This window comes from Dermatophilaceae bacterium Sec6.4, assembly GCA_039636865.1.
Taxonomy (GTDB): domain Bacteria; phylum Actinomycetota; class Actinomycetes; order Actinomycetales; family Dermatophilaceae; genus Allobranchiibius.
On record CP144172.1, the window covers coordinates 3,238,778 to 3,258,251 of the forward strand.

Genomic DNA, 19,474 nt, shown 5'->3' on the forward strand with positions numbered 1-19,474 from the left:
TTGTCACACTCGCACATGCCGTCGGAGGGTCAACCACGAAGTAAGCAGTGCCAGTAGCGCGGTGCCGATCAACATCCACGGTGCAATGGCCCAGAGGTCACCGGTACCGATCAGGCTGACCAGGTCGCCGTTGTTGCCCGCGTGGTTGAAGAGTCGCTCGATGCCGAAATGGATCAGTGCCCAGAGCGCGCCGACCGCGAGCGCTGCGCCGATCATCGTCGCGACCAGGGTTTCGATCACGAAGGGCAGGTAGATCACCGAGTTGGAGGCGCCCACGACCCGCATGATGCCCACCTGACGGCGGCGCGAGAAGGCGACTTGTCGAATCGTCGTAGTGATCAACAAGATGGCGCAGACACCCATGACCACGGCGAGGATCACCGCGCCGATACTCAACAGATTCAAGATTTTGAAGAAGGTGTCCAGCACTTTGCCCTGGTCGCTCACCGCCTCGACACCGGCCGCGCCCGTGAACAGGCTCGCCACGTCGGAGTAGCGACTCGGATCGCTGAGTTTGACTCGGAAGGCAGCGGGCATCGACGCCTGAGTGATCTGGGACAGATATGGGCTGGAGGCGAACTGCTGTTTGAAGCGGGTGTAGGCCTGCGCTGAGGATTCGTAGTAGACCTGCTCGACGAGCGGTTGCTGCGCGAGCAGATCACGCTTGATGGACGCCGTCTGCGCGGCAGTTGCAGCCCCGTTCGCACAAGAGGGGACGTCGCCGCTCTGTGCAGTGCACAGGAAGACCGAGACCTGCACCTTGTCGTACCAGTAGCCCTTGGCCAGGTCGACCTCGCGCTGCGCGAGCAGACCGGTGCCGATGAAGAGCAACGAGATCATCGAGACGATGATGACCGAAACCATCATCGCGGCGTTACGGCGGAAGCCACTGGCGATCTCGCCGAGCATGAACTGCAGACGCATGGTGTCCTGGCCCTCAGCGTTCGTCGGACGTGTCGTCGGCCGCGGCAGTTCGGGGGTTCATGCTGCGCGCGGGCCGTGTCGGACGCGCTGACGGTGGGGCCAGCGCTTCGTCGTACCGGCCGTGCTGCTCGTCGCGAACGACCTTCCCACCGCGCAGCTCCAGGACCCGCTTGCCGAACCGGTCCACGATGCTGCTGTCGTGGGTGGCGACCAGGACAGTGGTGTCCGTGCGGTTGATGCGGTCCAGCACTGTGACGATGTCCTCGCTGATCTCGGGGTCCAGGTTGCCGGTCGGCTCGTCGGCCAACAGGATCGGGGGCTTCTTCACCACGGCGCGCGCGATGGCCACCCGCTGCTGCTCACCGCCGGACAACTCGTGCGGCAAACGACGCTCCTTGCCGGCCAGCCCGACCAGCTCCAACGTCTCGGGCACCAGCGTCTTGATGACGTGCCGTTTGGCGCCGAGCACCTTCAGCACGAAGGCGACGTTCTGATAGACCGTCTTGTTCTCCAAGAGTCTGAAGTCCTGGAAGACTACGCCGATCTCACGTCGTAGCAGCGGAACCCGCCTATCAGGCAGAGTTCGCAGCTCGCGACCCGCCACGAAGATCGACCCGCCGGTCGCGACCAGTTCACGCGTGCACAGCTGCATCATGGTGGATTTGCCCGAGCCCGATGCTCCGACGAGAAATACGAATTCTCCGCGACTGATGTTGATCGAGACGTCGTCGAGAGCCGGCGCATCCTTCGCGCCGTATTTCATCGTGACACTCTCGAATCGAATCATGCGGTGTAGGCAGGTCCTTGCCGGTCGGGTTTGGCGCACGTGACGAGCGACTTCTAGGCTGCCGCCGCGGCTGAGGTTATGCCGATCCGCAGGCGAATCCGGCTGCGACGCGCCGACCGGACGTTTCACAGTCAGGTGAGCCGCCTACGGTGGGCAACATGCTCTTTGCCTTCTCTGTCGCCCCGGCCACCACCGATGATCCGAACGGCTCCGTCAGCGCCGCCGTCGCCGACGCGCTGCGGGTCGTGCGCGACTCCGGCGTGCCGCATCACCTGGACTCGATGTTCACCACGCTCGAAGGTGACTGGGACACCTGTATGCCCGTGATCAAGGCGGCCTGTGAGGCGGTCGCCGCACACAGTCCCCGGGTATCGCTCGTGGTCAAAGCCGATATGCGACCCGGTTACGAGGGGCAGCTGCAGGCCAAGGTCGCCCGCGTCGAGGCTCGACTCTCCGATGGCACGTCCGCTGAGGGCGCGCCCGCCTCTGATGGAGCCTGAGGCGGCCGCACCACCGGCCTACGAGATCCGTGCGCCACATGAGCAGGACGCTTCGCCGCTCGCGCAGCTGCACGTGCAGGTCTGGCAGACGTGGGTGTCCGAGTTCGCCGACGGCAGCCCGAATTCCGCCGGCAACTGCCTGTTCGTCGCTGTGCACACGTCGTCCGGCGCCACCGCCGTTTCGCCTTGGCCGGACCCTCCCGCGACGAGGATGCCGTGCTGCCGCACGAGTTGATGGCCCTGAACGTGTTGGCCGCGCATCACGGCACCGGGGTGGCACAGCAACTGATGGCTGCGACAGTGGGCGACCGGCCCGCCTACCTGTGGGTGTTGCGTGGCAACAACCGGGCAATCACGTTCTATTGCAAGGTGGGTTTCGAGCTGGACGGCGTCAGCAAAGACGACGTGCACCTGGACTGCACCGATCTGCGAATGGTTCGGCGCTGAGCCTCAGCTGCTGAAGCTCAGTCGTTTTCGGCGGCCCGCTCGCCACTGCGCTTCCAGCGGATCCCGGCTTCCATGAAGGCGTCGATCTCGCCGTCGAAGACGGCAGAAGTGTTGCCCACCTCGAAGTTGGTGCGCAGGTCTTTGACCATCTGGTAGGGATTCAGCACGTAGGTACGCATCTGGTCACCCCAGCTGGCCTTGATGTCGCCGGCCAGTTCCTTCTTCTCAGCGGCCTCTTCCATCCGGCGGATCACCAGCAGCCGCGACTGCATGACGCGCAGCGCGGCGGCACGGTTCTGGATCTGCGACTTCTCGTTCTGCATCGAGACGACGGTGCCGGTCGGCAGGTGGGTCATCCGGACGGCGGAGTCGGTGGTGTTGACCGACTGGCCGCCGGGCCCGGAGCTGCGGAAGACGTCGACCTTCAGGTCGTTGTCGGGAATCTCGACGGCGTCGGTCTGCTCGATCAGCGGCACGACCTCCACGGCAGCGAAGGACGTCTGGCGACGGCCCTGGTTATCGAACGGGCTGATCCGTACCAGCCGGTGGGTGCCCGCCTCAACCGCAAGGTTGCCGTACGCGTAGGGCTCGGTGACCTCGAAGGTCGCCGACTTCAGCCCGGCCTCTTCGGCGTAGGACGTGTCCATCACCTTGGTGGCGTAGCCGTGCCGCTCGGCCCAGCGCAGGTACATCCGCATCAGCATCTCGGCGAAGTCGGCAGCATCGACGCCGCCGGCACCGGCACGGATGGTCACGACGGCCGCGCGCTCGTCGTACTCACCGGACAGCAGCGTCTTGACCTCCAGCTCACTGACCGCCTTGCGCAACGAACGCAACTCACGCTCGGTGTCGGCGACCGCGTCGGCGTCGTCTTCCTCGGCCGCGAGCTCGACCATGATCTCCAGGTCGTCGATACGCTGGTCCATCGTCACGATGCGCTCGAGCTCGGAGTTGACCCGGGACAGTTTGCTGGTGACTTTCTGGGCGTGCTCAGGGTCGTCCCACAGATCCGGCGCACCGGACTGGGCCTCCAGATCGACGATCTGGGCGCGCAGCGATTCGAGGTCGCTGACCTCACGCACGGTCCCCATGGTCGTGCGGAGTTCTTTCAGCTCAACAGCAAAATCAACAGCCACGACTGGTCAGCTTACGCGGTGCGCGCTGCGCGGCCCTAGTCCACATCGGAGCGGGCCTGTGCCTGCACCGTGATCGTGACGTCCTTTCCGAGTGCGCCCAGCACGCTCCCGAACAGCGGTGGCCGCACCGTGCCGGTCACCCGGACGACCGCCATCCGACCGTCCGGTGTGCCCGTGCCGTCGACAACCGCCCAGCCGAGGACGTGCAAGGGCAATTCCTGAGCGCGCAGCTGAGCAGCCGCGTCTGCCCGTACAGACGCGTTCGACAGCGGGACACTCCGGCCCACTCCCCCGCCGTAGACCGCTGCGTTGTCCACGGCATCAGCGGCGTCTAGCGCAGCGGCATCGGCTGCATCGAGCAGGTGGATGCGGGCCAACTGCACGCTGGTGAGATCGATGCCTCCCATGATCAGCAGCCCCAGCAGCGCAAACAGGCCGGCGCACAGGATGATGATCCGACCCCGGTCAGGTCGGTCGTCAGCAAGGCAGCGGTCGATCCTGCCGCGTAACGCCGCCCCCGGCCTCCTCATCGCGCACCGAATCTGTCCACCGGCTCTGCGTGTCGTGCATGCAGGTGCACAGCGCTCGGGACCACGGCCCGCAGGAACGAGGGGATGAAGGGCAGGTCGACATCGAGGTCCGCGATACCGCTGACCACCGCGCCCCTGGTGAGGCAGGGCGAAGCAGTGCAACTGATCGAGACGTCACCCTGGTCGGCGAAACCCTGGTCCTCGAACGCCCACCGGGCAGCCTGGCGGGAGCGGCCCACCGCGGTGCTGTCGGAGGATGCTGTCACGTACGTTCGCGTCGATTCCCGCGCTGCCTGAGTGACTGCGTAGGCGCCCGCCTGCAGCCGTGCGAGGGCAATCACCAGATAGAAGACGGGAAGAGTGATCAACATTCCGACCACGATGAATTCGATGACCGCGCTGCCCCGATCACCGCCGCCCAACCTGCGTGTCATCCACCGCCGGACCGTCACTGCTTCTCCTTATAGGCATGCGCGGTGATCGTCAGGCTCTGCGAAGGTCCGAACGGGCCCACGACCGGTAGGGGCGCTTCGACCTTGACGGTGATGACGATCATCCCGTTTCGCCGTTCCTGGGTAGCGGTGACGTCCCTGGCGTATCGCGGGGACAGCGAGGTCGTAATCAGGTCACGGGTCCGCTGTGCACCCGCGTCCGTCGAGCTGTCCACTCGTGCGCCGAGTCGGGCGCCCTCGGCTGCGTTCGCGATGAGAGTGTTACGGACGAAGAGGGAGAACCCCACCTGGAAGGCCGCGAGGAAGAGCACCATCACCAGGGACCCGACCATCGCGAATTCGGCCACCGCCGACCCCCGGTCGCGGCGCTCGGTGCGAGGTCGGCCGCGAGCTGTCGCGACCGCCGTTCTCATTTATGGACGCTTCTCATTTATGGACGCTGTTGATGGCATCGGTGAAGATCTTGGTCAGCTGCGGCTCTGCGAACCGCCACAATGCGGTCACCAGTCCGGCTGTCATCAAGGTGATCAGTACCCATCCGGGTACGTCCCCACGCTCTCGTTCACCGGCGAGGCGGTGCGGGGCCTGCACCAGGTACCGGGTGAGGCGCTGGGAGATCTTCGATAGTGGTTTCATCGGCTTCTTCTTTCGGTTGGGTGGTGCATTCAGATCAGAGATTCAGGCTGCTCAGGCCTGGATAGATCGCAAAAACAACAGTTACCGGCAGTACGAGGAACACAACGGGGATCATCATCGTGATCTCCCGCTGCCCGCCAAGCTCGATCAACGCCTGCTTGCTGGCGTCCCTGGCGTCCTGGGCCTGCGCGCGCATGACATCGGCCAGTGGCGTCCCGCGCTCGACGGCCACCACGACGCCATCGACAAACCGCGCGAGCCCAGGGATACCGGTGCGATCGGCGAGACCTTCCAGAGCCATCGGCAGGGTCTGGCCGGATCGCGCGTCACCCAGGCACCGGGCCAGTTCTGCGGACAGTTGGCCAGACGACAATTTCGTGACCCGCTCCAACGCCGCGGCGGCACCCTCACCCGCGGTGATTGCCAGCGCGAGCATCTCGGCCACTGCGGGGAACTCGGCGAGGATCTGGGATTCACGCTGCTCGGCCGCCCGGGTGAGCAGCTGATCGCGAACGACGACACCGATGCCGACACTGACCACGATGATCCCGACAGCACTGAGCACCGAGGTGCCGCCGCCGATGATCTGGAACGTCACCCACAGCGTGCCGACCACCCCGCCGGTGACTCCCCACAGCGCCTGCTGCGCTCGGAAACCCTCGACATCCGCCGGCAGACCCGCGCGCTCCAGCCGCCGTCGCACGGACGTGGCGCCGCCGAGCACCCGCTCCACGAGTCTGCCCAGACGGTGCAGCAGTGGCGCGAAGAACCGCGATATCTCCAGGTGCTCCACCGAACTCAGCAACAGTCGGGACGGCCTCGGAGCATCATCGACATAGGGCGCAATGCGAGCTTGCAGATCGGGCCGGCGCCGCGCGGGCAATCCGAGCCATATCAAGGCCAGCCCCGCTGCGAACACCAGACCGACCAGGGATCCGGTCCATGCTGCCGGAGTCATCTCATGACCCGCACTTCATCCGGCAGCCGACCGATCCGGCGCATTATCTGGTAGGCGAGCGCCGAGATGCCCGCACCGACCACCAGCACGACCACTCCGGTCGGCGTCTGGTACGCCTGCAGCGACGTGCCCCTCGTCGCGAGCATCGCCAGGACCAGCCAGGGGGCGGCAAGAGCCAACCGTGCCGCGTTGACCGTCCAGCTCTGCCGTGCCTCCAACTCCGAACGGGTGCGCCCGTCATCGCGTAGAAACGCCGACAGGGTGCGCAGCAGTCGACCCAGATCCGTACCGCCCACCTCGCGGGCGATCCGCAGGGACTCCACGAGGCGATCGGCCACGGGATCGCTGAGACGGGTCTTGAGCGCATCGAGACAACTCTGGAAGTCACCGGTGGCCCGGTAGTCGTGTGCAAAGTCCAGAAATGCCGGCCGAAGTTCCTCGGGCCCCCTCGTGGACAGTTGCGCCAGGGATTCCGGGAGCGCCATTCCCGCACGTACTGCAGAACCGATGTGATCGACCACGTCCGGCCACAACTCGCGCATCTGGGTACGCCGCCGACGGGCGCGACCTCTGATCAGCGCAATGGGCCCGTACCCGCAGATCATCGAGAAGGCGAGTGCGATGGGGACGACGCCAACTGCCGCCATCACCAATAAAAACACCAGCAGCCAGATAGCGAGCGCGACGACGAGGAGTTGGTTGGCACTGATCGCACCGACTCCACTCTGCGCAATCGCGTCGGACAACTTGTCCCGCCAGGTCGGCGTGGTGGACGCAATGAGTTGCTCGGGCCGGGGCCAGAACGACCACCAGATGCAGAACAGCCCCAACCCCAGGAGTAGCGGCGGAAACCAGGTCATGAACGGTCTCCCAACAGTCGCGCCGGGTCATATCCGGCACGGGCGAACCGCTCCTGGTGCGGTGGAAATCCGTCACCTCGCACCAGTTTCCCGTCGCGCTGGACGAACAACTCCGCAATCTCCACGACTTCGTTCTCGGCGCGGCCCGGAATGGCCGAGATCTCTCGCACGGTGCGCCGCCCGTCCCGCTCGAGTCCCAGGTGGACCACGATGTCGATCGAACTGGCGACGGTGGGCACGACGAACGACGAGCTGACGTTCGGACCCGCAAGCAACGGCAGGGTGCACATCTTGACGATGGCCTCCCGCGCCGAGTTGGCGTGCAAGGTGGCCATCCCGGGTAGCCCCGAATTGAGCGCGATCAGCAGATCGAGAGATTCCTCCTGGCGGACCTCGCCCACGATGATCCGCGATGGCCGCATCCGCAATGCTTCCTTCACCAGCCGTCGCAGGGGAATCTCACCGGTCCCTTCCAGGCTCGGCTGCCGACACTGCATCGCCGCCCAGTCCCGGATACCCAGGCGTAGTTCGAATACCTCTTCGCAGGACACCACGCGTTCGTTGCTGGGAATGGCTGCCGCGAGACAGTTCAGCATCGTGGTCTTGCCGGCCTGGGTGCCCCCGGCGACCAGGATGTTCAGACCCGATACGACGCAGGCGGACAGGAACCGGGCGCTCTGATGAGTGAGAGACCCGAGTCGCACCAGATCATCCAGCTGATGGGCACGGCTGACGAACTTTCTGATATTGACCAACCAATGTGCTCTGGTCACGTCGGGGATGGCTACGTGCAGCCTCGATCCAGCAGCTTATCTGGGGTACTTAGCGTAGATGCGACCGTTTGCTGAGTTAGAGGCTTCGATTACATGTGATCGAAAGGTTCACTTGGCTATGATTCTGTCGTGGGCAACGTGCGCCGAAGGGTCTGGAAGTTGACGAAGATCAACCGCTGGGGGTTGTCGGCGCAAACAGCCTGCGATTCGTGTCGGCAAGGGAGGACATCGTGACTTCCTTCTGCTTTCCGTTCGCCGCGGACCAGCGAGGTAACAAACTAGAGCGGTTCCTCGTTCGCGACTATTCCGAAGCGTCGGACGTTCTACTGTTGCTGTGCGGCCCCGACGAGGTGGCTTCCCAAATTGTGGCTGCGGCTAGAGGCGCGTGCCAGGCCAAGGCGCTCAGTCCCACGGGTAAACAGAACTGGACGCATGCGTTTTACTTCTCTCGGGGTGTTCCGTCGAGCGTCTCCGATCTGTGCAACGACCTCACTACGTGGCTGACGATCCCGGCGCGCCCGGACATCGACATTTCTCTGAGTCTCGACTGGTACAAGCAACCTTGCGACGATGGTGGCTTAGCCGACACACGCGCAGGTCAGCTCATCGCTTTCACCAAGTACGCGACATACCCGCAGGCATCGGGTTCGCGGAAAGCGCGGATAGAGCTAGTGAATGCCTTGGCGGAAGTGATCAGCAACCACCCCGTGTTCGCAGACGCGGAACTCGTCTCCTCGCCGCCAGGAAGCAAAGGGGATGGCACCAGCTTCGGAGAACAGCTCGGACGCGACGTCGCCAAGAAAGCAGCTAGGAAATTCGTGCCGATGAACGGACCAGCACGTGAACCGCAGAAGGAGCTAATCGCTCGCCATGTGCGCGACGACTTCGAGTTGAGCGAAGTCGTCGATCGTCCGATCGTTCTGATTGACGACGTTTTTCATACTGGTGTCACTTTGGAGTCAGCCGCTCGTGCTGCTCGTCGCGCAGGTGCACCAACGGTACTTGCGCTGACCGCTGCGAGGACGTTGAGGCGGTGAGCTCTGGTGGGTGATTTCCTTCAACTAGCGCTCACGGCGTTCGAATGCCTTCGGACGCCGTCACGCATCACCGCTGGGCTCTGCGACGGTGGCATCGCGACTCTTGAGGAGGCGTATGTCGGCATGCTGCCTGATGTGCGTGCAGGCGTTGACCAGAAGGCCCACGAGATGCGGCAGGCTGGCATCGGCGCTGTCATCTTTTCTGCACCCGACTACCCAAGCAGCCTGGTATCTAATCGACGTCCTATCGCTCCAATCATCTTTTACCGCGGCAATAGAGACCTCCTGTACACCGACGGCATCGGGATGTGCGGCTCGCGGCACGTCAGCCCTCGGGGGCTCGACGCGGCGTCCCGTTGCGGCGAACTCGCCACGCAGAAGGGTCTAACAGTGGTTTCTGGCTACGCCGCTGGCGTCGACACGGCCACCCACCTCGCCGCGTTGCGAGACGGAGGCAGCACTGTCGTGGTGCTCGCCGAGGGCATCGACCACTTCCGCATAAAGCGCGCGTTCGCGGCCGACTTCGATTGGGACCGCGTTCTCGTGCTCTCGCAGTTCGTTCCGTCGCAACCGTGGCGCGCGCACGCAGCCATGGCGAGGAACGGGATCATCTTCGGCCTTCCGAAGGCACTTCTGGTTGTCGAGGCTGGTGAGAAAGGTGGCACCCTCGCTGCTGGCGAGGGTGCCTTAAAATTCGGACGAGCCGTGATCACGGTAGATTTCGGCGACGACACGCCTCTAGGCAACCGCGTCCTCATCGAGAAAGGCGCCCGCGCGGTGAGGACGCCGCCCCAGTTGAGGGCGGCCTTCGACGACGTACGGTCGTCAACTCCCGTGGTGCAGCTACCCACCTTGTTCTAAATTCGACCGGGTACCCGGTCGGCTGACGGTGGTGGCCGGGGCATACCCCACCCTCTCAGAGGAACAAATGCAGGCGCGCTGCGCCCGCTTGCCACCCTGCTCGTTCAACTTCACATCCCGCCTGTGCTGCCTTACACCAGTTTGCCCGACCTCGACAACCAGGTCCAAGGCAGCAGCGCTCACCTATCGAGCATCTGCACGTAGGTCGCGAAAGGACAAGGCCACCTTTCGGGCGCGCCGACGGCGGCACCACCAAACGACTCTTCGCGAGTCCTCAGGATTACATCATCATCAACGAATCTCATTGTTTAACAACCTAATTAAGCTATTAAATGATATTATTATCAAATGGAACCCCGCCCCCACTACCCTCGCCGAATCAACCACTTACGTCGCATCGGCCTACCGAAGGGCCCTGCACGTGACGTCGGTATCGGCACTGATCCCGAGATGACCAGGTGGGTGACTGTGCGCGGGGTAACCAACTGCCCGTGGGCGTTGATGATCCGCCGAGCGGCTGGCCCGGACGACTCGCTCGGGAAACGGGACCCGAGTAGACCTCGTCAGGTCACGCCAACCCTGCAGGTGGCACTTTCTGCTGGGGTCATGGCCGACCTGCGGCTGAAACCGGGTGACTGGGTATACCTACGGACAACCCGATGTCTCAGCGGATTTCGCCTTGTTCCCGCGAACCGCGTCGGCGTGCAGCACGAACCGCAACAAGCGCCGCGACAGGAAGGGCCATCATGATTCTGTTCCGAGTTCCACGTTCCCCACGGAGCCGAGTTGGACCGGCACTGACTCGGGGACCGGCACCGACTCGGGGACCGTCACTGGTCTGTGGTGTCCTATCGGGGTGGAACTCATGACGACGCTGTTCAGGATGGAGCGACTGAGGGTTCCATCTGATCACCGCAGAGGGTTAAAACATTGGGGTGGCCGCGACGCGTGGCGTGCAGCTGACCTCGTCCGGCACGCGACGATCGGTGCGGGGTGCACGCTGCCACCGACAGTTATCTCTGATGGGCTTGCCTGTGCGGTCGTCGAGTGGGACAACGACATTCTCGGCACCCGGATATCTAGCGGACAATGGCCGGTCCTGTTCAGGAACGTGCTCCACGATCGGGCCAAGCACGGTCGTGATGACCTGACACTGTCTCCGTTGCGGATTCTCGGGTATATCGGTATCGGACCGCTATCAACCTCCCGCACCACTCTTGCTCGGCTCGGCGGTATGAGTAGAACTATTGCAGCAGTGCCCGATTCACCACCGCCTGGCCAGTTGGACGTAATGGAGTGCGACTTCTACGGCTTAACCGTGGCGAAGGTAGACCCGCACGACCGTGTCGAGGTAGTGGTGGAGGGTCTCGATGGAGGAGTAGGGGAGCATCGGGGAGTTGGCCGACACCACTTTCGGCTCCGTGAAGAGCAGTTGTTCGATGTCGCTCTTCGGACCGGGGCTACGCCATTCGGAGCGGTGCAGGGTCGATGATCGCGTTCCGCCACCCTGCGAAGAAGTCCGGGGTGGGCCAACCGATCCCGAGATCGTAGGCCACTTCCTGACACAAGGTTTGGGCGTGCTCGCACTGGCTGACCCAGGTTCTACGCGCGTCCTCCGCGGTTGAATCGGGGCCTAACATTTGCTGGCTTTGATGGGCGATTGCAGCGAAAGAGTGCTCGTAAGCAGAAACTTCATCTACGACGGTGTCGATCAGCAAACCGCCAGAGCAGTACCTGCAGGGGCACCTCCACCTGATGTCCGGCCCTGTATCCCTGATTGTTGCGTCCGAGACGGTGTCAAGGGCTCGATACGCCATTGCCGACGGTACGTACAGTCCGATCCTTGGGTCGTGGAAGCCACCCCCGCTCCTCTTTGTGGGCCGCGGGTATATGTGTCGAAGCCCAGTCGTAGTTCCAATTGCACCGACGCTTGCCCCGAAACATGCTGCGCCGACGGCAGATAGATCACACCGCAAGACAAGGATTTTTTGGTCGACCTCGTTGAGGATTCGAACAAGGCCGTGAACGGTTTTCTGCGAACCGTACGGGTCGTTGCTGTGCTCCAAGATGATTGCCACGGCAACACCCACGTCGTTGATGGCCTCGATGAGCTTGGAGGTGTTGGTGCCAACCCAGTGCGGGTGCATTGGTAAGACTGCAACCACGTCCGGGCCAAGGTCCTTGGCCTGTTCGAGGACGCTCCGCAGCGCGCGTTCGCCATCTCGCTCGATGAAGGGCGAGTCGGTGAGTGCAGCAGGGCAGCCAAGGTTCAGCTGCGCGTCGATCCAGTCCTTGCTGAGCCGAGCCGGCCCAACACAGCGGTCAGCGCCGTCGTATAGCGATGCATCCACCAGGATGTGGCGGACCCCGTTCTCCGTGTAATGGTCGTGGACCCTGATCAGTTCTTGGAGCCTCTTCACCTTGTTTTTTGGGTCAGTCTTGATCGTGTAGACGCTTCCAACCCCCTCAGCTGCGCCCAGTTTCGCCGTTCGTGCAACGTCGGCCCTCGTACCGAGCATCTGCATAAATAGCGCAGGGCATCCCGGATACAGCGGTCGTTGGCTACGAATTTCTGGTGCCGTCGTCAGCATGTTTACTCCTCCCGTCCCAAATCGTGATTTCGATAGTACGCACGAATGTGGACCACCCCTGGGGGGCGCAAACTCGCACCTGTGGATAACGTCATTGAACTCATCATTCGCGGACCAGCCTCAGTGACGTGCTGGGTGGCGCTTTTGGTCCGCCGTAGTGGTGATGGAGTGCAGATGTGTTCATGAGGGCGACCGTGGCGAGGTTTCCTTCTGAGTAGCCGTGATCGACCCGGTGCACTTCGATTACTCGGGCAAGAGACCGGGGCCTCTCCACGACGAGGGTCCCCGGCTCACGTGTTCGCCAGCCCAGTTTGCTCAACTTGATATTGAATTCGCGGTATTGACGATCGCTGATCTGGTCTAGATCCCGCGCACGGCGTATTAGTGCGGCCACCGACATCCCCCACTGGGCCTTCAGTTCCAGGAGCCGTGGGAAGTCACGGGTGGTGAGTCCTACGAGTTGGTCTTCGATGTCTTCCGCTGGCGCGAGGAACACTGCCGCGAACTCGTCAGCCTCTTTCTCCTGGTCTTCGCTTGGGAGGGGATGCATGATCAGGTGCCCTAGCTCGTGGGCGAGTGTGTATCGCTGCCGGTCCGGTTCGATACCGGCGTTCAGCACAAGGATCGGAGGGCGATCTTGGTCGTGCGGCCATGTTGTGGTCGCGGCTTGCGCCTGGGAGCCGAGGTCGCGAGTGACCACGATGACGCCCGCGGCTTCGACGAGGCCCATCACGTTCTCGATCGGCCCGGATGGAACCCTCCACATGGTGCGGACAATCTGAGCGATGTCGGCTGGGCTGCCGTGCTCCTCGATTGACAGGCGTACAAGTTGCACTTCAGGAACGAGTTCGATGTCGCCGAGAAATCCTTCGACGGTGACCCGCGTCAGGTGTGTGAGCGCTTCGATGCGCCGCTTGGTGATCGCGTTGATCTTCGAGTGATGACGCCGGTGGTGCAGGCAGGTGACTTCTAGCCCTTGGATCGGGGTGTCGTCGGTGAGGAGGTCTACGGGGCAGTTCAGTGCATCTGCGACTTTGGACAGGGATTCCCCTGTCAGGTCGATGAGGCCAGCCTCGACTTTGGAAATAAAGGCCTGGCTCATGGGCGGCTCGACATTTTCGGCTAGGTCTCGTTGAGACCAGCCTTTGGCCTCTCGGACGAGTTTCACCATGCGCCGGTGAGCTACGTCGCTCACGCGTCGTCACCTTCTTTCTGGAGTTTGTCGGCTGCCGATTTGCGCGCGGAACGAATGATGGGGCCGGTCAGAGGCGCCAAGGGCAACTGCTCTGATGCGGTCAGTTGGGCGTTGCCACCCGGAAGTGGAAGGTGGTAGTAGACGCGGTCGCCGATATGGCAAACCAAAACAACGCGTTCGATGTGCATGTCAGCGGCATCCAACACGTATCCCGCAGTCAGGACTGTCGCCTCTTGATCCAGCCCGTCGAGCTTGGGTGCAGACGGGTCACCCAAATGGAAATTGAGACGAGTGGCCCGGACGGAGTCACTCGGACAAATAGCTAGGGCTGTTGTCAGCTTGCGGAATCGGACCTGTGCAGCTCCCCCGTCGAAGGTGACCCACGGACGCCCGTGCCGGTCATCCACCTTCACGGCAGGTGTCCCCTCGAAAATGCGGTGCGCGGGCTGCCGCATCAGGTCGGAGACGAACATCGCTCGGGAACTGGCAGTGGCTTGCGTCATTACCTTCCCGTTACGCTCTCGAACTTTCGCGTAGGCGCCCCACGCATCGAAAAGGACCTGCGCGAGCTGACCCAGGTAGGGCTTGACGATGGGCGTCACAGCAGAGCAGGAGAGCGGGATGGACATGTCGGTAGCTTCGGTCATCATGATCCCCAAGAGGCGCGTCATAGCACTGTGTGGAATAGTCTAGTTATCAATAGTGTACATAATTGCCGGGCAGTTAGCGCGGCTGAGCCCTACAGGGATGCCAATGAGTGCAGCAACAGGGAAAGTGAGGGCGGCCGCCGCACGGCTGCCCAGTGGTGAGCGCACGCACACCGTGTGCGGCACCGATGGCCTGCCGCAGCCAGTCGTCGAGGAGTTCTTGGAACACTTGCGCACCAGCCAGGCCTCACCCCACACGGTGCAGGCGTACGCGCGCGGCATGGCGGCGTGGTGGTCACTCCTGGAGGACCGAAGGTATGACTGGGCCGACATCCCGAGTGGGGCGATGAGCGAGTTCTTGCGGTATCTGAGGACCGGTGACCTCCCCTCGGTTTCCCGCGTAGGAGCAGACCCGACGTGGCTTTCCCCCGCCAGCGTCCAGCAACGTCTCGCGGCGGTGCAGGCCTTCTATCAATGGTCAGCCAGCGCGTATGACGATGTTGCATCGGTGCGGAGGCTGCGACGTGTCTCGCATCGGTCCGGTCGGTATGCGCCAATGCTCGCCGGGGTCGGTCCACCCCGGTCGCGGATGGGCCCGATCGCGCGCGTCCGCTCCACTCAGGGCGGGCGCCCACCGTTGCTGACACCCGAGCAGGTCGATGCGATCGTGCGTGTCGCGGGCACACCGTACGGCCCAACTGGCCAGCTGCGTGCCACGCGAGACCGGCTGTTCTTCGCGATGCTCCCCGAGACCGGACTGCGTATCGGGGAGGCACTGAGCTTGCGACATTGCGACTGGCACGTTGGCCGCGGCGACACCCCTCACATTGAGGTGGTGCCCCGGCAGGATCACCCCCACGGGGCTCGCGTAAAAAACAACCGGCACCGGCGCCTCTACGTCAGCGATGAACTGGAGGCTGCGTACTCAGCGTACGTGTGGGCGTTGGTTGATGCGGGGATCGACCTCGACATCGAAAACCTCTCTCAACACTGGGTTTTCGTGAACGTTGCCGCCGGGCCGCGCTGGCAAGCAATGCGACCGGAAACGATCTACGACCGGGTCGAGTCGATTACCCGAAAGTTAGGAGACCGCGTACCTGCCGGGTGGTCCCCGCACTGGATGAGGCACACACACGCGACCGCGTTACTGCTGTCCGGCACCCAACCTCACGTCGTGATGCGCCGCCTCGGCCACGCCGACATCCAGACCACCATCTCGACGTACGGCTGGGTGACCGAGGACGCTGAGATGCGGGCACTGTCGGGCTGGCGAAAGTACGCCCACGGGTGGGAGGACCTCACATGAACACCGGCAATCCCGACCATCACGTCCAAGGACGCGCCTCGAAAGAGGCGTGGCAGTACCAGTGGGCGCAGGTACCACCGCAATGGCATGGCCCATGGGTGATCGACGCTGAACCCTTCCGGGAGCTATTCACCCAGAACTCGAATTACGAAGCTGGGCGAGCCTTCGACTTTCGCCCTGCCGGACCACCGCAGCTCGGGCAGGAAACTGGGTGGTGGCTGTGGACCTGTTGGGCGGAGGGGCTGCGAAAGGTTGAGCCGTCAATGTTGCGTTGGTGGGCGACTGCCATCAGCAATCTTGTTGCCGAGCGGGCACGGCTAACAGGTCGCCGGTCAGAAAGTCTCGCCGACTTTGCTCCAGAAATTGTCGTCAGAGAGGCATTGCGAGCGTTCCTGCACCGCAACGACCGCATGCCATCCGCCGGTAACCAACGCAACCTCACCTCGATCGCGCAACACGCCTACCTGTTGGTCTCAGTGCGCTGCTCGCCCGACCCGTGGTGGGCCCACGACCGGTGGGACTTGCGCATCGATGACCGCATCCCCCGGCGCCCGCATGAGCCGCAAGGACATCAGCCGGTCAACCTGGGCCTGATCACGACGCCGTGGTTGCGAGAAGGGGTACGGCACTGGCTTCGGTACGCGCTGACCGACGAGACCTACCGTTGGACCACCGCCGTCGTCCGATGCCGCAACCTCGCCACATACTTCGATCCTTGGCTGGAACAGCAGGGCGCAACAGACCCGGCGATCGCCGACCAGCCTGCGGTGGTCCGTTCCTTGTTCAATGATTACCTCGGGTGGTTGCGAACGCCCCGAGGAACGGGGCGCAAACCTCTTGGCGACAACCAAGTCGCTGCTGTTCGCACTCACGTGCAGGGTCTCTATACCTGGGCCCACGACAACCAGGACCTCCTCGCAACCGCGACGGGAAACTCTGCGTGGGCTGGGTTGACCGAGCGACACCTCATGCTGTGGACCCCGCTACCGAGGCGCCGCCAACCAACCGCGACCACAGGGTCCACCCGCGGGGACCCGATCGCCCCGATGGACCTGGGACGGATGATCGCGCACCTTGACGTGCTGCGCACCCCAACGACTGAGCACGTCACGGTCGACGCGCCGGGCTCTGGGCCGCGCACCTTTCCAGGGCTGGGCGACCCGCAAGCAGCCCGCGCGTGGTTGTTACAGGCAATGACCGGTCGACGAGTGTCAGAAATCCTCATGATCGACTACGACTGCCTCACCCCCCTCGTGCCATACGAAGAAGCCGCCGAGGACGCGATGGTCGCCCGACTGCGTTACCAGCAAACAAAAGTGGACGGCGTGGACGCCACGATCCTGGTGGACCTTGCCGCCGTTCGGGTAGTCCAACAGCAGCAGGAATGGGCCCGCGCCCGCTGCGACGACGGCATCACCCCGACGTACCTGTTTCTCGCACCACGACACAACCACCGCGGGTTGCGCCCGCGCCCCTATCCCTCCCAGCAGGCCGCGTTGCGACGCTTGGATGATCTTGTGGAACTTAAAGACACAGGAGGTAACGCGTTACGTTATGGCCAAACGCACCGGCTGCGACACACACGGGCCACTGATTTACTCAACAGTGGAGTCGCCATTCACGTCGTGCAGCGCTACCTCGGGCACCGCTCACCCGAGATGACGATGCACTATGCGCAGACGCTCGCCAATACGGCCGAAGAGCAGTTCCTACAAGCAAAACGCGTGGGCGCATTCGGTAACAGTCTCGCTCTCAACGCTCGCGACGCCTTAGACATCACACAAATGAGCCCCGACCGCGCTGACCGAATCCTTCCCAACGGCCTATGTCTCCTTTCACCCGCGCAGACCTGTGATCGTGGTAACGCATGCCTGACCTGCGGCCACTTCGCGACAGACGCCACTCACCTACCAGAACACGACGCCCAGAAGAGAAGAACGTTGCAAATCGTGGAAATTCGCCAAGGTGCGTTCTCGGAGAAGCACGGACAGCCCATGCCCGAAAGTAATGTTTGGCTCCGCGAACGTCGCCGAGAGATCGCGTCCCTCGATGCGATTACCGTCCGACTCAGAGAAGACGAAACCGGCGCGCCCGTTATCGGCGCCGGAGTTGTCGCCCGCCACGACCAGGTAATTGGGGACGACGAATGACAGGCACGGAACCCCCAGTGGTCATCGCGCGACGCAAAGCAGCCGCGCAAACCCAGCGCCGCGCTGATGCAGCGGTCCGCAGTCTCGTCAAACGCAAGGCCCCCGTAACTTTTGCCGCAGTGGCAGCAGAAGCGCGCGTATCTGCGGGGTACCTGCATCGCCATCCGACGCTCGCCCCCCGCATCCGGCAGTTACGGAACGCCACGAGGCTGAACCCACTCGCCGCCGTCGGCTCGACCGAATCGGCCGAACCAAGCGTGCTCGACGCCCTCCGCGAACACCTTCGTCGAACTGAGGCGCTACACGATCAAAAGGTTCGCGCACTGCGCGATGAGAACTCCACGCTCCGCGCAGACTTAGAGGCGGCCTTAGGAGAAGTTCTCACGCTGCGCCGGGCCACGCCGCAGGTCTCCCCGAAAATGGACCGATAGCAACTCCCCCATCGATTGAATCGCGTCCGTGAGCCCAACCCAGCCCAACTCATCACTCATAGGTTCCCCGGGCGAGACGAGGTTAGGTATCCGACCGGCGACGTCTACCCCCGCGGTGCTGAACCCGGGTGGGCATCTTCGACGGCGGCTCCAGAAGATCAGCAGGTGCCACGCCTAACACGGACGCGAGTTCAATAAGCCGCTCGACCATTAGAGGCTTCTTCCCCCACTCCACCTCGATCAAGTACGAGCGAGCCATGCCAGCTTCGAGGGAAAGCGCCTCCTGGGTCAGGCCCGCAGCTTCACGAACCTCGCGGACGCGTGCCCCGACATCCAGACGAATCTGCGCACGTCGCGCAGCGACGGTCCAATCTTCTCGCATGGGCTGCATGTCACCGCCAGACGACGCATTTGTCTGTACGCTGTAGCGGACATGAATCTCAGGTACTGGTCTTGGCGTCGACTTTCAGGGCAACGTGGGCCGTGCCGGACTCAATTGGGTGTCGCTCGATGCCATCCACAACCGGCCGCGCGGCGTGAACAAAAAGACTGAACTCAGCATCGTGCTGCACCTCGGCGACACGGTCCGCCTCGGCGAGGTGCAGCTGCTTGTCGAGATGCTGGTTGAGTTCGGCACCCCCGCCAACCACAACCTCCTAATCCGCGAGAACGGGGAACCCGCGGCTTTAGGCCTCCGATCTCCTCTTCAGAACCTCACCGATGCTGCGCCGCAGGCAAACTCCTGAAAGTCGGTGCGATGCGGCTTCAGGCGCATCGCATCACTTTGAAGCACGTCACGCAGTGCGGACGGGCCCGGTCACCCTGAAAATGTCGGCCATCCCCACGACCTGCCACCTTTGAGCCGTTGGCTGCAGGCTGACATCAAGCACGCCCAGCCCGTCATTGCAACCTTCTACGTGGCGCCGGACGCGAGATTGTCCGAGTCGCTACCGTGTGTCTCATCCTGTCCGAGCGCCAATCTTCTTAGTATGGCCTGAGCTGTCCGCCGTGGCGGATCCTCTACCGAACAGCAGGGTCCCCGCCAGACCCTTGGGTAAAAGCCCCACGAGCGGGAAGGCGGTGGGCGACAACATACGGGCGCAGCCACTACGTCTCATTAGCGGCGGAGTGACGCAGTCAGTCGCAGTCTGGCCGGCGAACGACCTTCACGACTCCGATCCGCCCTGCGTGCAACGCCCGTTAGCGCGGCCCTAGCTGGCCCTGTCGACCGGCTCGTGCCGCCGTCGAGGCTG

The 19,474-nt window shown here is 63.3% G+C and carries 19 protein-coding genes and 1 pseudogene; 7 read left to right on the plus strand and 13 right to left on the minus strand.

Going from position 1 to position 19,474, the window contains the following annotated elements:
• Nucleotides 1-3: 3 nt before the first annotated feature.
• Complete coding sequence (ftsX, locus tag V3G39_15460; protein XAS76026.1) at nt 4-924, minus strand: permease-like cell division protein FtsX; 921 nt, start codon at nt 922-924, stop codon at nt 4-6.
• A 13-nt stretch (nt 925-937) separates the two neighbouring features.
• The gene (gene ftsE, locus V3G39_15465; GenBank protein ID XAS76027.1) at nt 938-1,711 is read right to left on the minus strand and encodes a cell division ATP-binding protein FtsE; all 774 of its coding nucleotides are present in this window, start codon (nt 1,709-1,711) and stop codon (nt 938-940) included.
• A 158-nt stretch (nt 1,712-1,869) separates the two neighbouring features.
• Here ftsE and V3G39_15470 point away from each other — a divergent pair, with 158 nt between their 5' ends.
• Complete coding sequence (locus V3G39_15470) at nt 1,870-2,211, plus strand: thiamine-binding protein (protein XAS76028.1); 342 nt, start codon at nt 1,870-1,872, stop codon at nt 2,209-2,211.
• Between the two features lie 186 nt (nt 2,212-2,397).
• Nucleotides 2,398-2,658, plus strand: coding sequence for a GNAT family N-acetyltransferase (locus V3G39_15475; GenBank protein XAS76029.1), 261 nt, complete (start codon nt 2,398-2,400; stop codon nt 2,656-2,658).
• Nucleotides 2,659-2,675: 17 nt separating this feature from the next.
• On the opposite strand, the gene prfB is transcribed toward V3G39_15475, so the two are convergent.
• From prfB to V3G39_15515, 8 genes and pseudogenes are all read right to left on the minus strand, one after another.
• Nucleotides 2,676-3,794, minus strand: coding sequence for a peptide chain release factor 2 (gene prfB, locus V3G39_15480; protein XAS76030.1), 1,119 nt, complete (start codon nt 3,792-3,794; stop codon nt 2,676-2,678).
• Nucleotides 3,795-3,829: 35 nt separating this feature from the next.
• Nucleotides 3,830-4,324 (minus strand): pilus assembly protein TadG-related protein, encoded by a 495-nt coding sequence (locus V3G39_15485; GenBank protein XAS76031.1) that lies wholly within the window; start codon nt 4,322-4,324, stop codon nt 3,830-3,832.
• Nucleotides 4,321-4,776: a pilus assembly protein gene (locus V3G39_15490; GenBank protein ID XAS76032.1), complete on the minus strand. Its 456-nt coding sequence runs from the start codon at nt 4,774-4,776 to the stop codon at nt 4,321-4,323. The genes V3G39_15485 and V3G39_15490 overlap by 4 nt, the downstream gene beginning before the upstream one ends.
• The gene (locus V3G39_15495; GenBank protein ID XAS76033.1) at nt 4,773-5,189 is read right to left on the minus strand and encodes a TadE family protein; all 417 of its coding nucleotides are present in this window, start codon (nt 5,187-5,189) and stop codon (nt 4,773-4,775) included. The genes V3G39_15490 and V3G39_15495 overlap by 4 nt, the downstream gene beginning before the upstream one ends.
• A 13-nt stretch (nt 5,190-5,202) precedes the next feature.
• Nucleotides 5,203-5,412 carry a hypothetical protein gene (locus tag V3G39_15500; GenBank protein XAS76034.1) on the minus strand — a complete coding sequence of 70 codons (210 nt, stop codon included), beginning with the start codon at nt 5,410-5,412 and terminating at the stop codon, nt 5,203-5,205.
• A 34-nt stretch (nt 5,413-5,446) separates the two neighbouring features.
• The gene (locus tag V3G39_15505) at nt 5,447-6,370 is read right to left on the minus strand and encodes a type II secretion system F family protein (protein XAS76035.1); all 924 of its coding nucleotides are present in this window, start codon (nt 6,368-6,370) and stop codon (nt 5,447-5,449) included.
• On the minus strand, nt 6,367-7,230 hold the full coding sequence (locus V3G39_15510; protein XAS76036.1) for a type II secretion system F family protein: 864 nt from the start codon (nt 7,228-7,230) through the stop codon (nt 6,367-6,369). The genes V3G39_15505 and V3G39_15510 overlap by 4 nt, the downstream gene beginning before the upstream one ends.
• Nucleotides 7,227-8,033: pseudogene (locus V3G39_15515) on the minus strand (ATPase, T2SS/T4P/T4SS family). The gene V3G39_15510 and the pseudogene V3G39_15515 overlap by 4 nt, the downstream one beginning before the upstream one ends.
• Nucleotides 8,034-8,233: 200 nt before the next feature.
• Between V3G39_15515 and V3G39_15520 the strand changes: the two are divergent.
• A complete protein-coding gene (locus V3G39_15520) occupies nt 8,234-9,040 on the plus strand; it encodes a phosphoribosyltransferase (protein ID XAS76037.1) in 807 nt (268 codons plus the stop codon).
• Between the two features lie 6 nt (nt 9,041-9,046).
• On the plus strand, nt 9,047-9,901 hold the full coding sequence (locus tag V3G39_15525; protein ID XAS76038.1) for a DNA-processing protein DprA: 855 nt from the start codon (nt 9,047-9,049) through the stop codon (nt 9,899-9,901).
• 1,460 nt (nt 9,902-11,361) lie between these two features.
• On the opposite strand, the gene V3G39_15530 is transcribed toward V3G39_15525, so the two are convergent.
• From V3G39_15530 to V3G39_15540, 3 genes are all read right to left on the minus strand, one after another.
• A complete protein-coding gene (locus V3G39_15530; protein XAS76039.1) occupies nt 11,362-12,426 on the minus strand; it encodes a hypothetical protein in 1,065 nt (354 codons plus the stop codon).
• A gap of 169 nt (nt 12,427-12,595) precedes the next feature.
• Nucleotides 12,596-13,687: an XRE family transcriptional regulator gene (locus V3G39_15535; protein ID XAS76040.1), complete on the minus strand. Its 1,092-nt coding sequence runs from the start codon at nt 13,685-13,687 to the stop codon at nt 12,596-12,598.
• Nucleotides 13,684-14,358 carry a hypothetical protein gene (locus V3G39_15540; GenBank protein ID XAS76041.1) on the minus strand — a complete coding sequence of 225 codons (675 nt, stop codon included), beginning with the start codon at nt 14,356-14,358 and terminating at the stop codon, nt 13,684-13,686. The genes V3G39_15535 and V3G39_15540 overlap by 4 nt, the downstream gene beginning before the upstream one ends.
• Before the next feature lie 82 nt (nt 14,359-14,440).
• Here V3G39_15540 and V3G39_15545 point away from each other — a divergent pair, with 82 nt between their 5' ends.
• From V3G39_15545 to V3G39_15555, 3 genes are all read left to right on the plus strand, one after another.
• The gene (locus tag V3G39_15545; protein ID XAS76042.1) at nt 14,441-15,640 is read left to right on the plus strand and encodes a tyrosine-type recombinase/integrase; all 1,200 of its coding nucleotides are present in this window, start codon (nt 14,441-14,443) and stop codon (nt 15,638-15,640) included.
• A complete protein-coding gene (locus V3G39_15550; protein ID XAS76043.1) occupies nt 15,637-17,790 on the plus strand; it encodes a site-specific integrase in 2,154 nt (717 codons plus the stop codon). The genes V3G39_15545 and V3G39_15550 overlap by 4 nt, the downstream gene beginning before the upstream one ends.
• Before the next feature lie 931 nt (nt 17,791-18,721).
• Nucleotides 18,722-18,967, plus strand: coding sequence for a hypothetical protein (locus tag V3G39_15555; GenBank protein XAS76044.1), 246 nt, complete (start codon nt 18,722-18,724; stop codon nt 18,965-18,967).
• The last annotated feature ends 507 nt before the right edge of the window (nt 18,968-19,474 follow it).

Excerpts from the sequence above, each read along its gene's own strand:
- ftsX (XAS76026.1), bottom strand. The coding sequence starts at position 924 with ATGCGTCTGCAGTTCATGCTCGGCGAGATCGCCAGTGGCTTCCGCCGT.
- ftsE (XAS76027.1), bottom strand. The coding sequence starts at position 1,711 with ATGATTCGATTCGAGAGTGTCACGATGAAATACGGCGCGAAGGATGCG.
- V3G39_15470 (XAS76028.1), top strand. The coding sequence starts at position 1,870 with ATGCTCTTTGCCTTCTCTGTCGCCCCGGCCACCACCGATGATCCGAAC.
- V3G39_15485 (XAS76031.1), bottom strand. The coding sequence starts at position 4,324 with ATGAGGAGGCCGGGGGCGGCGTTACGCGGCAGGATCGACCGCTGCCTT.
- V3G39_15495 (XAS76033.1), bottom strand. The coding sequence starts at position 5,189 with ATGAGAACGGCGGTCGCGACAGCTCGCGGCCGACCTCGCACCGAGCGC.
- V3G39_15500 (XAS76034.1), bottom strand. The coding sequence starts at position 5,412 with ATGAAACCACTATCGAAGATCTCCCAGCGCCTCACCCGGTACCTGGTG.
- V3G39_15505 (XAS76035.1), bottom strand. The coding sequence starts at position 6,370 with ATGACTCCGGCAGCATGGACCGGATCCCTGGTCGGTCTGGTGTTCGCA.
- V3G39_15510 (XAS76036.1), bottom strand. The coding sequence starts at position 7,230 with ATGACCTGGTTTCCGCCGCTACTCCTGGGGTTGGGGCTGTTCTGCATC.
- V3G39_15530 (XAS76039.1), bottom strand. The coding sequence starts at position 12,426 with ATGCAGATGCTCGGTACGAGGGCCGACGTTGCACGAACGGCGAAACTG.
- V3G39_15540 (XAS76041.1), bottom strand. The coding sequence starts at position 14,358 with ATGACGCGCCTCTTGGGGATCATGATGACCGAAGCTACCGACATGTCC.
- V3G39_15545 (XAS76042.1), top strand. The coding sequence starts at position 14,441 with ATGAGTGCAGCAACAGGGAAAGTGAGGGCGGCCGCCGCACGGCTGCCC.
- V3G39_15550 (XAS76043.1), top strand. The coding sequence starts at position 15,637 with ATGAACACCGGCAATCCCGACCATCACGTCCAAGGACGCGCCTCGAAA.